This is a genomic window from Pantoea sp. CTOTU50773 (assembly GCF_032082325.1).
GTDB classification, from domain to species: Bacteria; Pseudomonadota; Gammaproteobacteria; order Enterobacterales; family Enterobacteriaceae; genus Pantoea; species Pantoea communis.
In genome coordinates this window covers 1-13,272 of sequence record NZ_DAMDQC010000122.1, presented here as the reverse complement: position 1 = coordinate 13,272, position 13,272 = coordinate 1, and the positions used below count along the sequence as shown (strand labels likewise).

16 protein-coding genes and 1 pseudogene are annotated in these 13,272 nt (G+C 52.6%); 12 read left to right on the top strand and 5 right to left on the bottom strand.

Features of this window, described 5'->3' with window-relative positions; translation table 11 throughout:
* The 8 genes from RT340_RS17070 to RT340_RS17035 form a co-directional block, all read left to right on the top strand.
* The coding region (locus tag RT340_RS17070) for a GMC oxidoreductase (RefSeq protein WP_313377312.1) at window positions 1–757 on the top strand (757 nt) is incomplete at its 5' end.
* On the top strand, window positions 750–2,078 hold the full coding sequence (locus RT340_RS17065) for a cytochrome c (RefSeq protein ID WP_313377310.1): 1,329 nt from the start codon (window positions 750–752) through the stop codon (window positions 2,076–2,078). The genes RT340_RS17070 and RT340_RS17065, both read left to right, overlap by 8 nt.
* Before the next feature lie 71 nt (window positions 2,079–2,149).
* On the top strand, window positions 2,150–3,043 hold the full coding sequence (locus tag RT340_RS17060) for a dihydrodipicolinate synthase family protein (protein WP_211729032.1): 894 nt from the start codon (window positions 2,150–2,152) through the stop codon (window positions 3,041–3,043).
* Window positions 3,044–3,170: 127 nt separating this feature from the next.
* The gene (locus RT340_RS17055) at window positions 3,171–3,386 is read left to right on the top strand and encodes a YdgH/BhsA/McbA-like domain containing protein (protein ID WP_097119047.1); all 216 of its coding nucleotides are present in this window, start codon (window positions 3,171–3,173) and stop codon (window positions 3,384–3,386) included.
* A gap of 92 nt (window positions 3,387–3,478) precedes the next feature.
* Window positions 3,479–3,631: a hypothetical protein gene (locus RT340_RS17050; protein WP_176505793.1), complete on the top strand. Its 153-nt coding sequence runs from the start codon at window positions 3,479–3,481 to the stop codon at window positions 3,629–3,631.
* A 108-nt stretch (window positions 3,632–3,739) separates the two neighbouring features.
* Window positions 3,740–3,955, top strand: a complete 216-nt coding sequence (locus tag RT340_RS17045; protein ID WP_034829897.1) for a YdgH/BhsA/McbA-like domain containing protein — start codon at window positions 3,740–3,742, stop codon at window positions 3,953–3,955.
* A 237-nt stretch (window positions 3,956–4,192) separates the two neighbouring features.
* Window positions 4,193–4,411 carry a type II toxin-antitoxin system CcdA family antitoxin gene (locus RT340_RS17040; RefSeq protein WP_034829890.1) on the top strand — a complete coding sequence of 73 codons (219 nt, stop codon included), beginning with the start codon at window positions 4,193–4,195 and terminating at the stop codon, window positions 4,409–4,411.
* A gap of 3 nt (window positions 4,412–4,414) precedes the next feature.
* The gene (locus tag RT340_RS17035; protein WP_313377304.1) at window positions 4,415–4,720 is read left to right on the top strand and encodes a CcdB family protein; all 306 of its coding nucleotides are present in this window, start codon (window positions 4,415–4,417) and stop codon (window positions 4,718–4,720) included.
* Between the two features lie 41 nt (window positions 4,721–4,761).
* Here RT340_RS17035 and RT340_RS17030 read toward each other — a convergent pair whose 3' ends face one another.
* Window positions 4,762–5,511, bottom strand: a complete 750-nt coding sequence (locus RT340_RS17030; protein WP_313377302.1) for an IclR family transcriptional regulator — start codon at window positions 5,509–5,511, stop codon at window positions 4,762–4,764.
* 135 nt (window positions 5,512–5,646) lie between these two features.
* Between RT340_RS17030 and RT340_RS17025 the strand changes: the two genes are divergently transcribed.
* The 3 genes from RT340_RS17025 to RT340_RS17015 all read left to right on the top strand — a co-directional run bounded on the left by RT340_RS17025 (window position 5,647) and on the right by RT340_RS17015 (window position 7,729).
* A complete protein-coding gene (locus RT340_RS17025; protein WP_313377300.1) occupies window positions 5,647–6,777 on the top strand; it encodes an MFS transporter in 1,131 nt (376 codons plus the stop codon).
* 86 nt (window positions 6,778–6,863) lie between these two features.
* Window positions 6,864–7,175 carry a cupin domain-containing protein gene (locus RT340_RS17020; protein WP_313377298.1) on the top strand — a complete coding sequence of 104 codons (312 nt, stop codon included), beginning with the start codon at window positions 6,864–6,866 and terminating at the stop codon, window positions 7,173–7,175.
* 338 nt (window positions 7,176–7,513) lie between these two features.
* Window positions 7,514–7,729, top strand: coding sequence for a YdgH/BhsA/McbA-like domain containing protein (locus RT340_RS17015; protein WP_034829885.1), 216 nt, complete (start codon window positions 7,514–7,516; stop codon window positions 7,727–7,729).
* 69 nt (window positions 7,730–7,798) lie between these two features.
* Here the strand turns inward: RT340_RS17015 and RT340_RS17010 are convergent, their stop codons facing one another.
* Together RT340_RS17010 and RT340_RS17005 are read right to left on the bottom strand one after the other, a co-directional pair.
* Entirely contained in the window at window positions 7,799–8,488 is a 690-nt protein-coding gene (locus tag RT340_RS17010; RefSeq protein ID WP_211729027.1) for an N-acetylmannosamine-6-phosphate 2-epimerase, read from the bottom strand.
* Window positions 8,485–10,041, bottom strand: a complete 1,557-nt coding sequence (locus RT340_RS17005; RefSeq protein ID WP_313377293.1) for a maltose/glucose-specific PTS transporter subunit IIC — start codon at window positions 10,039–10,041, stop codon at window positions 8,485–8,487. The genes RT340_RS17010 and RT340_RS17005 overlap by 4 nt, the downstream gene beginning before the upstream one ends.
* Before the next feature lie 174 nt (window positions 10,042–10,215).
* Between RT340_RS17005 and RT340_RS17000 the strand changes: the two genes are divergently transcribed.
* The gene (locus RT340_RS17000) at window positions 10,216–11,043 is read left to right on the top strand and encodes a MurR/RpiR family transcriptional regulator (protein ID WP_313377291.1); all 828 of its coding nucleotides are present in this window, start codon (window positions 10,216–10,218) and stop codon (window positions 11,041–11,043) included.
* Between the two features lie 76 nt (window positions 11,044–11,119).
* Here the strand turns inward: RT340_RS17000 and RT340_RS16995 are convergent, their stop codons facing one another.
* Window positions 11,120–13,054: a MacB family efflux pump subunit gene (locus RT340_RS16995; RefSeq protein ID WP_313377289.1), complete on the bottom strand. Its 1,935-nt coding sequence runs from the start codon at window positions 13,052–13,054 to the stop codon at window positions 11,120–11,122.
* Window positions 13,051–13,272, bottom strand: a pseudogene (locus RT340_RS16990) (efflux transporter periplasmic adaptor subunit); the annotation flags it as partial. The gene RT340_RS16995 and the pseudogene RT340_RS16990, both read right to left, overlap by 4 nt.

The following is a 13,272-nucleotide window of genomic DNA, read 5'->3' as shown; positions in this document are numbered from 1 at the left end:
CCCAAAACTGCTGCTGATGTCTGTCAGCGATAAATTCCCGAACGGTATCGCCAACGCGCACGATAATGTGGGTCGCAACCTGTGCGATCACCCGGCGATAGGCGTGACTTTTGACGTCGATGAAGAGATTTGGCCAGGGCGTGGCCCGGTGAGTCCTTGTTCGATTGGTCAGTTCCGTGACGGCGATTTCCGCAGCGAACATTCACCGTTCCGTATCGATATCTCTAACGCCTCACAGGTTGCCTCAGTGACTAAAGAAGCGCTGGCGGAAGGGCTGTTTGGCAAGAAGTTGCAGGAAGCGATTCGCTTCCGCGCCGCGCGTCGCCTTAGCATCAAAAATGCGCTTGAGCAGTTACCCGATCCGAACAACCGCGTGACCTTGAGCAGCAACAAGGACGAGCTGGGTTTACCCACGCCATCGCTGTATTGGGACATGAACGACTATGTCATCAAAGGCACCGAAAAAACGCGTGAATGCTATGACGCGATTGCGGCCAAACTCGGCGCAACCAACATTAAGCACAGCAAAACTGGCAAGTTCTCTAATCGTCAGCACATCACCGGCACGCTCTCTATGGGCCTCGACCCGGCGACCAGTGTGACCGATGCGTGGGGGCGTGCACATGATCATCATAATCTGTTTATGGTTGGCACGGGTGTGATGCCAACGGTGGGCACCTGTAACGTCACGCTCACGGCAATGGCGCTGGCTCTTCGTACCGCCGACAAAATCCTGCAGGAGACGCAACATGGCTAAGCACTGGAAAGCCCTGCTTGCAGCAGGCACGTTGGCGTTGGCTGTTTCACAAGCGCATGCAGCGGATGAGCAACTGATTAAGCGCGGGGAGTATCTGGCGATTGCCGGTGACTGCGGCGCGTGTCACACCGAAGAGGGTAAAGCCCCTTTCAGTGGCGGCCACGCGATTGCCAGCCCGTTGGGCACGATCTTCAGTACCAATATCACCCCCTCTAAAACGGCAGGGATCGGCCAATACAGCGAGCAGCAGTTTGCCGATGCGTTGCGTAAAGGGGTTCGCGGTGATGGCAGTCAACTTTATCCGGCGATGCCGTATACCGCTTACGCGAAGCTCACCGATGAGGATGTCGCTGCATTGTATGCCTACTTTATGCAGGGTGTGCAGCCGGTAGATATTCAGCCTGAGAAAACGGCATTGCCGTTCCCCTTCAATCTGCGTTTCAGCATGGCAGCCTGGAATCTGTTGTTTATGGACAGCAAGCCCTTCCAGCCGGACGAGAAGCAGTCAGAAGAATGGAATCGCGGCGCCTATCTGGTGCAGGGTTTAACCCACTGCAGCACCTGCCACACGCCGCGTAATTTCCTGATGGCGGAGCAGCAGGATAAGAACCTGCAGGGTGCTTCACTGGGTACCTGGTTTGCACCCGATATCACGGCGGCTACGTTGCAGGGAAAACCGCACTGGACGCGTGACATGCTGGCACAGTATCTGGCGACAGGCCATGCCAGCAACGGCGCCACGGCGGGTGGACCGATGCTCGAAGCCATTGATAAAAGCTTCTCGCGCATGACGCCAGCAGATCGTCAGGCTATTGCAACGTATCTGCTGCCGCAGGATAGTGCTGCGGCTGAGCCAGCACCGACGAATCACTGGACGCCAGTGCGAGGCGACGACACGCCACAGGCTGCGGTCAGCGAAGGTGAGCAGATCTATCGCAACAACTGCGCCTCCTGCCATAACCTTACAGGCGAAGGGCTAAACGGTTTGCCAGCGTTGCAGAATCATCCGGTGCTCAACAAGCCTAACGCCGATAATGTGGCGATGGCGGTGTTGGATGGCGTATGGCCAGAACACGATCAGGGGATGATTGGTTTTGCCGGTGAGTTGAATGACCATCAGGTGGCTGCCGTCACTAACTATGTGATGCAGGATATCGGTCACAGCAAGGTGCAAATCACTGAGGAGCGTGTGAAATCATTGCGCGCGGGCGGTGACGCGTCACCTTTGATGCTGGTATCGCGGCTTGGCATGGCTGCTGCGGGCATCATTGTAGTGATCGCTCTGATCTGGTTGAGATTTAGAAAAAGGGACAAACGCTGACGGCTTTGTCCTATGACAAATAGCCAGCTGTTGTTAAGATGCGCTTTTGCGTTATCTAACAGGAGCTGGCTATGTTTTCAGGTCTTAGTGCGTTCCCACTGACCCCCGTCAATGCTACAGGCATCGACGAACAATCCTTTCTAAAGATTCTGGCGCGCTTAACTGCCGCTAAGGTCGACACGCTGGGCGTGCTGGGTTCAACCGGCAGCTATGCCTACTTCTCCCGAGAGCAACGCAAGCGCGTGGCGACACTCGCGGTCCAGCATGCAGACGGTATTCCGGTAATGGTCAGCATAGGCGCGATTAGCACTGATGAAGTGTTGCGGCTGGCTGATGATGCGCAGCAGGCAGGCGTAAGAGCTCTGCTATTGCCGGTAGTTTCGTACCAAAAGCTCACCGAAGAAGAAGTGTTTAATTTTTATGCCGAGGTGGTTCAGCACGTCTCGGTGCCCATTTGTGTTTATGACAACCCCGGCACGACGCACACGCAGTTTTCCGACGCGCTCTACGCACGGATAGCCGCGCTTTCCAACATAGCTTCGATAAAAATCCCCGGTGTTCCTGACCAAATGTCAGCGGCTACCCAGCGGGTGAGCGCACTGCGTGCGCAACTGCCTGAACGCATTAGTATCGGCGTCAGCGGCGATGCCTCAGCGGGTAACGGTCTTATGGCCGGATGTGAGGTTTGGTATTCCGTGTGTGGTGGCTTGTTCCCCAACACGGCATTAGCGCTTACCCGAGCCGCTCAGGCAGGGGATTTCACTGCAGTCGCCGAGCAGTCCCAACGGTTAGCCCCGCTTTGGGCGCTGTTCCGTCAGCATGGCGGAAGTATCCGAGTGATGGCGGCTGCAGCGGCTCTCCTGAGCCTGGCGGACGAGAATAATTTGCCACGCCCACTACGGGCATTATCCAGTAAAGATCAACGGGAAGTGCGACAAGTGATTGAATTTCTGAGTCTGTCTTAGGCTAATTAACTATTAGTGCGATCATAATGATCGCACTAATAGTTAAGATAGATATAGTTTACTTGGTTATTATCGCTTCCATCGAAGGCACACAGCCTTCTCATCAAACAAACCAAGGAATATGACCATGAAAACTATCAAAGCAATGTCAATCGCCGCTGTTGCCGCTCTTTCACTGATGTCTGCTGCCAGCTTTGCTCAAACAGTATCTGCCACTTCACTGACTCTGGACGGTGCGGAAGCGAAAATCGCTGCTCAGGCACATCAGCAGAACGCACAATACAAAATCATTGAAGCCAGCGACGGCAATATCGTGCACATGACCGCTGAGTTGTACAAATAATTATCGGATGGTTGCACAGGGAAGTGCCGGAGCAGGCCGCCTTACGGGGCGGCCTTTTTCGTTGAGAGGCGTAATGCAGTGGAGACCGCATCATGAAACAGAATCATGACCAGATTGATCAGCAAGCCAGTGCATTTGTTGAAGCGCTGCGCACGCAGCGTCATGCACATATGCCGGTAATGCGTTTCCATCAGTGGCCGCAGTTTATCTCGACCGTGCGCACCTTGCTTGCGAATAATAATTAGCCTGATCATCATTATCGCACTAATAGTTAATATAGAAACGATAACTAAGGTTATCATTATTTCATCGAAGGCACACAGCCTTCATCAATAACCCAAAGGAATATGACCATGAAAACCATTAAAACACTGACCATCGCCGCTGCTGCCGCTCTTTCACTGATGTCTGCCGCCAGCTTTGCACAGAGCATTTCCGTAGAGTCTTCAACTCTTGACGGTGCAGAAGCAAAAGTTGCCGCAGTGGCACAAGAGCAGGGCGCTCAGTATAAAATCACTGAAGCAAACACCAACAACCGTGTGCACATGACTGCAGAGCTGTACAAATAAGTTTAGTTTCCGCTTCAGCGTTAAGGCCGCCTTCGGGCGGCTTTGCTGTTTCTGAACTAAGTAACCGCCTCTCATACGTTCTACTTAGATGATCTCTAAGGTCATCCAGGCCCCCCTCATATACCTTAAATCTGTAATATTAAGATTTCCCTGACACAGATTTGGCAATGGTGACTATTTACCCTCATTGTATACCCATATAGTATACCTCTAAACGACATCGATTTAGGGGGCTAAATGAGAGGCAAAGTCAGTATCACCGTTGAGAAAGACAACTATAAATATTTGGTTGACTCCGGCGTTAACGTTTCTGCATTAGCGGATGCGGCTTACGCCAAAGAGGCTAAGCGCATTAAAGGGGAACGTTGGAAGGAAGAAAATCGTGAGGGCATGGAAGAACTTGCCGCTTTTAACCAAAAGTTTGGCTCGTTCGCTGATGAGAACAGGAAGTGGTAACTCATGCAATTTGATGTTTATGAATATAAGCGGACCAGTCATTACCAACTTTTTGTCGATGTTCAGAGTAACATCCTTGATACACCGGGATATAGAATGGCCATCCCGCTTGTTGATGCCTCTTTACTCTCTGAAAAAGTGAGTAAAGAGCTCCTTCCAATCGTTCAACTCAATGGCACTGCTTATCGGCTGAAAACTGACGATGTCGTTAGCGTTTCAAAAAGCGTGTTTGGCGATAAAGTCGGAAGTCTTGCAATCTACGAAACTGAAATTAAAGACGCTATTAACATTCTGTTTTGGGGTGTGTAAACCACTCTCAAATCTAACCCGCCCTGGCGGGTTTTATCTTTTTAGCGCGCCACCAGCGTTTCAATTTCTGCCTTCGCCTGCATCAGCGCGGCCAGTAGTTGGGGAAACTGCTCATCGAAGCGCATAGCCGGCACGGCTAAGGCCAGGGCATAGCGTTCACCCGGCCCGGTGTGCAGAGCAACACTGACGCCACAAACGCCGCGCGCATGCTCCTCCCGATCAATCGCATAACCTTGCTGGCGAATTGACTCAATCGCTTTCAGCAAAGGCTGACGATCTTTCAACGTTTGCAGGGTGCGCACCTCATTCAACTGCGGCATTAACCTCGTCAAAAGCTCCTCAGGCTGTTCCGCCAATAGGGCTTTGCCATGTGCGGCGCAGTGGGAAGGAAAGGCTGTGCTGATGGGCGAAACCACGCGCAGCTCCTGATCCGAAGCATATTGGCTGACCAGTACCGTGTGGCTGCCACGCCAGACACACAAGTCCACCGTTTCGCGGGTGCGACGCCCCAGCGTCTCCATCGCCGGTTGCGCCAGCGCAATAATATCGGTGTGCGCTGAGGCGGCAAGTCTGGTCAGTGCTGGCCCCAATTTAATTCCCGCGCTGTCCTGGATCAGCAACTGCTGCGCAATCAGAGAGGTCACCAATCGATGAACCGTGGTTCGCGGTAACGCAGTCGATTTCGCCAGTTCGGATATTGATAATCCAGCGGGGCGATTTTCCAGTGCGCGCAAAAGGGTGGCGGCACGTGCAATCACCTGTGATCCGTTAGCTTCAGTATCTGCGACCATTATTCATCCGTTTCATCGATTTACCCACGCGCCACTCTATCACGTTACCCGCTAGCGATTGACATCACACGCGATTACCCTAACACTCATGTCCGATATGTGGATGATAAACCCATTATGCGGATAGGTGTATTCATGACTGTATTAAAACCTGCAGCGGCAATGACGTTATTGGCGGTGAGTTGCCTGACCATCATGGTGGGCTGCGTTATCGTACCGGGATTGAGTGAGATTGCTGCGCAATTAGGAGTCTCACATCTGGCTAACGGGTTGGTAACGCTGCCAGCATTGGGCGTAGTACTGGCAGGGCCTTTTGCCGGACGAGCGATAGACCGTTATGGCGCTTACCCCATGCTTCTTGTGGGTCTTTTCTGTTACGGCGGATTGGGCGTGGCGGGTGCCTGGTTACCCGGCGCACCCCTGCAGATCATCGATCGTGTCCTATTAGGCTGTTTTACCGCCGTAGTGATGTCGGCTGGAACCAGTTTAATTGCCAGTTTTTATCAGGCTGAAGCACGACTTAAAATGATGGCGCGTCAGGGCATGGCTATCGAACTTGGTGGAGTGGTGTTTTTATTTATTGGCGGGATTCTGGCTTCCTTGAGTTGGCGCTATCCCTATGCACTCTATCTTTTGTCCTGGTTGCTGCTCGCATTGGTGGTCATTTTGTTTCCACGTCCGCAACAGCAAATCGCCACTGAAACCAGGGATGAAGGCGCAACCAACAGCGATCGGGCATTGCGTCCGGTATTGCTGGCGGCCATCTGCTCCATGATGTGTTTCTATACCGCCATCATCATGCTGCCACAACGCTTTGCTGCGTTGGGCGTTAATGCCGCTCATATCGGGTATTTTCTGTCATTCGTTTCGCTGGTGGCCGTGTTGGCTGCAGCGTTGATGCCGCATGTGGCACTGCAATTTGGTCCTTATCCAACCCTGATCATGGCGTTCGTTTGTTATATGTTGGCGCACCTGGAGTTTGCTGCTGCACCGGACATGCTGCTGTGCCTGCCGGGCGGCATCCTGTTAGGCATAGGATTTGGCCTGTCAGTGCCTCTGGTCAACCATATGACGGTTGAAACCAGCCAACCGCATGAGCGTGGACGACAACTGGCGCGTTTATCGATGGCAATCTTTGCCGGGCAATTTCTCGCGGCCTTTATGGCTTATATTCCCGGCCAGGTGGCGATGACCTTTATTGCCGCAGCAATACTGGCCGTGATGAATATTGTTGCTTTGCGTAAGTTCGCCGTGGTGAGGAATTAATCTGTCCGAAAAGGGTCGATGCATGTCCTCATCCATCTATGGCTTACCGTTAAGATAGTGCGCAATCTCAATCATTTAGGATCCGCATGAAAACCATCATCAGTAAAAACTTTACTCCAGCCAAATCCTGGGATGCCGTCGATATTGCCAATTTCGACGGTACCAGCGTCAGATTGCATTGGACTGATAAACCTTATCGCTGGCACATCAACGACGGCGAAGAGGTCTTTGTGGTGTTGGATGGTGCAGTAGAAATGCATTACCGCGAGCAGGGCGAAGTACAGAAAGTGATGTTGAATGTCGGTGATATTTTCTTTGCCAGTGTGGGAACCGAGCATATTGCCCATCCGCAGGGCGCCGCGCGGGTACTGGTGGTTGAGAAAGAGGATTCGGTATGAAACCACACTAACCGTAATCGGTAACGATTTGATCCGTTAGGCGTAACAGGAGATGAGTGAGCAATCAGGCACAAGCTCGTACGAAAAGTAACCACGGCAGTGCAGCTGGCGTGGTTGGCGGTGGGAGGTGATTTATCCACAGGTTAGCGCGCAGTCTTTTCACCCGAAATGTGGATAACATCCTGATCATTATGACAGTCAATGTGACAGTAACGCTGCGCATGATTAGTTGGATCATCATGATCGCACTAATAGTTAATATGGTAATGGTAACCTAGGGTATTATTATTTCCATCGAAGGCACTCAGCCTTCACAAACAACCCAAAGGAATAAAACCATGAAAACTATCAAAACACTGACCATCGCCGCTGCCGCCGCTCTTTCACTGATGTCTGCTGCCAGCTTTGCCCAGAGCATCTCCGTTGAGTCTTCAACTCTTGACGGTGCCGAAGCGAAAGTTGCCGCAGTCGCACAACAGCAGGGCGCTCAGTATAAAATCACTGAAGCAAACACCAACAACCGTGTGCACATGACTGCAGAGCTGTACAAATAAGTTTAGTTTCCGCTTCAGCGTTAAGGCCGCCTTCGGGCGGCTTTGCTATTTAAGGCCTAATAAAACGTATTAGCTGATTGCGTTGACAAAACGCTGCGTTATTTGCTGAGGACGGGTTATCGCGCCACCGACCACCACAGAATGCGCGCCCAGTTTTAAACACTGCGCCGCCATCTCAGGTGTTTCCACATTGCCTTCTGCAATCACTGGCGCCTTCACTGCTGTTAATACTTCACGCAGAAAGTGAAAATCATTTGCCGCCAGATACTTTCCGCGCGTTTCCGCCGTGTAGCCATGCAGCGTAGTACCTACGCAGTCGAAGCCGAGTTCATCCGCCAGCAACGCCTCATCAACTGTCGCGATATCTGCCATCAGCAATAACTGCGGATAGCGTTGACGAATCGCCGCCACCAACTGCGGCAACTGCAGTTCGCCAGGCCTCTGATGTTGCGTGGCGTCCAGCGCGATCATCGCTGGATTCGCCGCCATCAATTCATCGACCTCTTTGAGCGTGGCAGTGATATATACATCACTGCCTGAATAATCTCGTTTGATAATGGCGATAATGGGCAAATCCACGGTTTGCATAATCTGCTCTACATCGATCAGACTGTTGGCGCGGATTGCCGACGCGCCACCTTGCTTCGCGGCTAATGCCATACGCGACATGATATAGGCGCTGTGCAGGGGTTCATTTTCCAGTGCCTGACAAGACACCACCAGTTTCCCTTTAATTTGCTCCAGCATGTTTGCTTTCATAGCGCGAGTAACTCCTCAACTTCATTTTTGATAATGGTGACGTGCGGGCCATAGATCACCTGTACGCCGTTGCCACGCTGGATAACCGCGCGAGCGCCCGTGGCCTTCAATGCGGCTTCATTAAGTTTAGAACTCTCCTTTAGTGTGATACGCAAACGTGTGGCGCAGCAGTCAAGTTCGGCAATATTGTCTTTACCGCCCAGCGCTTCAATCACCTGCAAAGGGCGTTCGCCAGCGGCAACTGGCAAGGTATCGATGCTGACATCTTCACGGCCTGGCGTTTTGAAATTGAATCGAGTGATCAGCAGGCGGAAGGTAAAGTAATACAGCAGGAACCATGGCACGCCGACCAGGGGCACATACATCCAGTGGGTTTTCGCTTCACCCTGCAATACACCGAACAGAATGAAATCGATTAAACCGCCGGAGAAGGTCTGTCCAATGGTGATGTGCAGGATGTGGGCGATCATAAAGGCCAGGCCATCGAACAGCGCGTGAATCACATATAACACTGGCGCCACAAACAGGAACGAGAACTCAATCGGTTCGGTGATCCCAGTCAGAAATGAGGTGAGGGCGGCGGATAATAACAAACCGGCCACACGTTTGCGGTTCTCGGGTTTGGCAGTGTGATACATCGCCAGACAAGCCCCGATCAGGCCAAACATCATGGTGATAAAGCGGCCCGACATAAAGCGCGCCGTCCCCAGATAAAACTGCTGCGTATTGGGATCGGCCAACTGAGCGAAGAAAATGCGCTGAGTGCCTTCAACCAGATGACCATTGACCATTTCACTGCCGCCCAAAGCGGTAGTCCAGAAAGGCAGATAGAAGATGTGATGCAGACCAAACGGGCCGAGCATGCGCAACACAAAGCCGTATATGAAAGTGCCGAAATACCCCGTGGCATCGACCAGTCCACCCATACCGAATATCAATTTCTGAAAATGCGGCCAGACGATGGTCATTGCCGCGCCAACGATAATCGCCACAAACGAGCTAATAATCGGGACGAAGCGTGAGCCACCAAAGAAGCCGAGAAATTGTGGCAGGGCAATTTTGTTATAGCGGTTGTGCAGTAACGCGGTGACCAGCCCGATCACAACACCACCAAACACGCCGGTTTCCAGCGTTTGAATGCCGAGCGCCATGCCTTGACCCACGGCACTGAGATTACTGCTGGCCAGCACGCCGGTAAGCGTCAAGAGGGCATTGATGGTGGCATTCATCACCAGATAGGCGAGCAGAGATGCCAGTCCTGCTGTGCCCTTGTCGCTTTTCGCGAGACCTACCGCCACGCCGACCGCAAACAGCACCGCAAGGTTGGCGAATACCACCGAACCTGCGCTGGCCATGATGGTGAACACCCCTTGTAGCCAGGCGATATCCAGAAACGGATAGGCTTTAACAGTGTTGGGATTGGATAACGCGCCGCCAATGCCCAATAGCAAGCCGGCGGCAGGTAATACCGCGATCGGCAACATAAAGGATTTTCCAAAACGTTGCGCTTTTTCAAACCAGCCTCCTGAAGAGGCTCCACTGAACATTGACATAAATTTTTATCCCCGAAGTGTTGTTGTGGTAAAAATTACTACCACAATCTACTTCATTGGATGAAAATTACTACCATTAGTGTGATAGCTTTCACTTATAATGAATTCTGCTGGCACAAAGCAGGGCCTTTACGCACACTAAGCGCCATCAATATTGGCTAATGGAGAGGTGTCATGACGGACAATGGAAATATTTTGCTGCATCTGAAGCAGGGCTTGCCGGGCTACAGTCCTGCGCTGCAAAAGCTGGGCGACTTCATCCTGACCGAACCGCAGAGAGTGCTGTATCTCACCATTACCGAATTGGCGAAAGAGACGGACACCAGCGAAGCCAGCGTGACGCGCTTGTGCCGCAACCTGAGTTGTAAAGGCTACACCGAATTTAAGATGGCGCTGGCGCTGGATGTGCAGCAGAGTCAGCCCACGCTGGCAGCAACGGGCGATCCGGTTGATGCGCTGGTGGAAGAGTCGGTGCAGGCGCTGCGCGATACCGGAAAATTTATTGATCGCGAGGTCTTACAGCAGGCAGGTGCGGCGGTGCATCAGGCGCGTTCTATCCAAATCTATGGCGTGGCTGCCAGCGCGATAACCGGCGAATATTTGCATTATCGTCTACTACGGCTGGGCAAACCCGCGCAGCTGTTTGGTGATATGCATCGTGCGGCCATGAATGCTTCGACCCTGGGTGAAGGTGATTTGGTCATCGCGATCTCTGCTTCCGGTTCCACCAAAGATCTGATGCATGTGGTCAATGTGGCGAAGAAGCGCAAAGCTCAGGTGCTGATGCTAAGTAATACGCTGCGCAGCCCGATGGGCAATCTGGCGGATATGTTGCTGGTGGCGGCGCGACCGGAAGGCCCACTTAATGCCGGAACGTTGAGTGGGAAGGTAGGGGCGATGTTGCTGGTTGAGGCGTTAATGGGGGAGCTGATGGCACATGATGCGCATTACGCCACTGCTAGTCAGCAAACGGCCAGTGCCACATTGCCGATGCTGATCTAACCGTAATGTAAGTCGCTCTCAATCCCAACATGACGGAAAAATCGGTGCGCAGCGATGCGCACCCGAGAAGATACATTTACTCACTCGCCAGCGCGGCGACCGGATCCATACGGGCAGCTTTGCGCGCAGGCAAATAACCAAAAATCATGCCGATAATAGTGGAGCAGGCGAAAGCTGCCCCCGCGGATTCCCATGAGTAGATGGCTGTCAGTACACCGCCTGCCATCAGGCTAATCAGCGGACCGATCACCAGTGAGAGTGCCACGCCGAGTGAACCGCCAACCAAACATACCAGCACCGCCTCAATCATAAACTGCTGCATGATATCGCCACGCCGCGCACCCACGGCCATACGCACGCCAATCTCATGCGTTCGTTCGGTGACGGACACCAGCATAATATTCATCACGCCGATGCTGCCGATCATCAGCGCAATCGATGCCACCATCAAAATCAGCAAGGTCAAGGTGGCTGCTGCCCCTTCAATCGCTTTGCGGTACTTATCGCGGTTAAACATCAGGAAGTCTTTGGTGCCATGGCGCGCAGTCAATAGTTGCGTGAGAGATTCCACCGCCGGACCGCTGACCACATCATCTTTAAGCTTAACGCTGATACTTGTGAGCGCTGTTTGCCCACTGATGCGGTACATCATGGTGCTCCAGGGCAGCCACACGCTGAGACGATTGGGCGAAATGCCGTTATCTTCATGCGCCACACCAATGACTCGCACCGGCACAGACCCTAACACGATCATTTTTCCGATGGGGTTTTCATTGGCTGCAAACAGCTTATTGCGCGTATTGGTATCAATGATGATCTCTTGCCGGGCATGGCGTTCATCACTGAAGTTGCTGCCTTCGGTGAGTTTGATGCCCTGAATCTCAAAGTAATCTTTGCCGACGCCCGATACGGATGCTTTTGACGAGTTGGAGAGATAACGGATCGGCTGCGTCGAGAGCAGCTCAGGGCTGACTTTGTCGACAAACTGCTGGCGAGTAATCACATCGGCATCCGCCATCACCAGCGTCAACACCGGATGCGCATCATCTTCGGCGAAATCGCCGCCGGCATACACGGACACCACATTCGTCCCGAGACCGGAAATACTCTCCAGCGTTTTTTCACGCGCACCTTGTCCAAGCGCGACGACAGTGACGACAGCGGCAATACCAAAGATAATACCGGTCATGGTGAGTGCGGTGCGTAAGCGATGCGTATTCATGGCATTTAGCGCCATGCGCATTGACTCGCGCAGGCGATCAACAAATCCGCGCAGCTTGCTCTGACTTCTGCTCACCATTGGCTGATAGCGCGATCGCGTCGCCTCTGTTTTTGGCCCGCTGTCAGCAAAAATTTCGCCGTCCTGGATTTCGATGATGCGGTCTGCGTGTTGCGCCACTTTCATATCGTGTGTGACGATAATTACCGTATGACCGTCACGATTCAGGTCATGAAGAATGCGTAACACTTCCTCGCCAGAATGCGAATCCAGCGCGCCGGTCGGTTCATCGGCGAGAATAATCTCGGCTCCATTAATCAACGCTCGCGCAATACTGACGCGCTGTTGCTGGCCACCAGAGAGTTCACCCGGTTTATGATGTTCACGGCCTTTGAGACCGAGTCGTTCCAGTAATTGAGCAGCACGCGCCCGCCGCGCATGCCCCGGCAAATTGGCATAAATCGCCGGGATTTCGACGTTGCTTAATGCGGTCAGGTCCGGCATTAAGTGGTAGCGCTGAAAAATGAAACCAATATGTTCACGACGGACTTTCGCCAGCGCGTCCGGAGAGAGTGAAGCGGTATTCTGGCCTGAAATAAAATAGTGACCGCTGTCGGCGGCATCCAGGCAGCCGAGAATATTTAGCAATGTGGATTTGCCCGAGCCGGAAGGGCCAATGATCGCGACCATTTCGCCACTGGCGATCTGCAAATTGATATCTTTCAGCACATGCAAAGATTCTGAACCGTTAACATAGCTGCGCTGAATGTTTTTCAGTTCGATCAAGCTCACATCACCACCTTGTCCGCACCGACGGCTTGGGTAGCAAGGATGACTTTTTCACCGGCTTTCAAGCCGCTGAGAACCTGAATATCAACGCTGTCTGAAATACCGGTGGTGATAATACGTTTCTCAGGCTGATTCTCCTTGTTCGCCACCTCGACAAAGGTCTTGCCTTCCGCGTCTTTTTTCGTTGCCTGTACCGGACTCAACAGCGCGTCTTTCGCCGT

Excerpts from the sequence above, each read along its gene's own strand:
- RT340_RS17055 (WP_097119047.1), top strand. The coding sequence starts at position 3,171 with ATGAAAACTATCAAAGCAATGTCAATCGCCGCTGTTGCCGCTCTTTCA.
- RT340_RS17025 (WP_313377300.1), top strand. The coding sequence starts at position 5,647 with ATGACTGTATTAAAACCTGCAGCGGCAATGACGTTATTGGCGGTGAGT.
- RT340_RS17020 (WP_313377298.1), top strand. The coding sequence starts at position 6,864 with ATGAAAACCATCATCAGTAAAAACTTTACTCCAGCCAAATCCTGGGAT.
- RT340_RS17040 (WP_034829890.1), top strand. The coding sequence starts at position 4,193 with ATGAGAGGCAAAGTCAGTATCACCGTTGAGAAAGACAACTATAAATAT.
- RT340_RS17030 (WP_313377302.1), bottom strand. The coding sequence starts at position 5,511 with ATGGTCGCAGATACTGAAGCTAACGGATCACAGGTGATTGCACGTGCC.
- RT340_RS17035 (WP_313377304.1), top strand. The coding sequence starts at position 4,415 with ATGCAATTTGATGTTTATGAATATAAGCGGACCAGTCATTACCAACTT.
- RT340_RS17005 (WP_313377293.1), bottom strand. The coding sequence starts at position 10,041 with ATGTCAATGTTCAGTGGAGCCTCTTCAGGAGGCTGGTTTGAAAAAGCG.
- RT340_RS17060 (WP_211729032.1), top strand. The coding sequence starts at position 2,150 with ATGTTTTCAGGTCTTAGTGCGTTCCCACTGACCCCCGTCAATGCTACA.
- RT340_RS17015 (WP_034829885.1), top strand. The coding sequence starts at position 7,514 with ATGAAAACTATCAAAACACTGACCATCGCCGCTGCCGCCGCTCTTTCA.
- RT340_RS17010 (WP_211729027.1), bottom strand. The coding sequence starts at position 8,488 with ATGAAAGCAAACATGCTGGAGCAAATTAAAGGGAAACTGGTGGTGTCT.
- RT340_RS17000 (WP_313377291.1), top strand. The coding sequence starts at position 10,216 with ATGACGGACAATGGAAATATTTTGCTGCATCTGAAGCAGGGCTTGCCG.
- RT340_RS17045 (WP_034829897.1), top strand. The coding sequence starts at position 3,740 with ATGAAAACCATTAAAACACTGACCATCGCCGCTGCTGCCGCTCTTTCA.
- RT340_RS17065 (WP_313377310.1), top strand. The coding sequence starts at position 750 with ATGGCTAAGCACTGGAAAGCCCTGCTTGCAGCAGGCACGTTGGCGTTG.
- RT340_RS17050 (WP_176505793.1), top strand. The coding sequence starts at position 3,479 with ATGAAACAGAATCATGACCAGATTGATCAGCAAGCCAGTGCATTTGTT.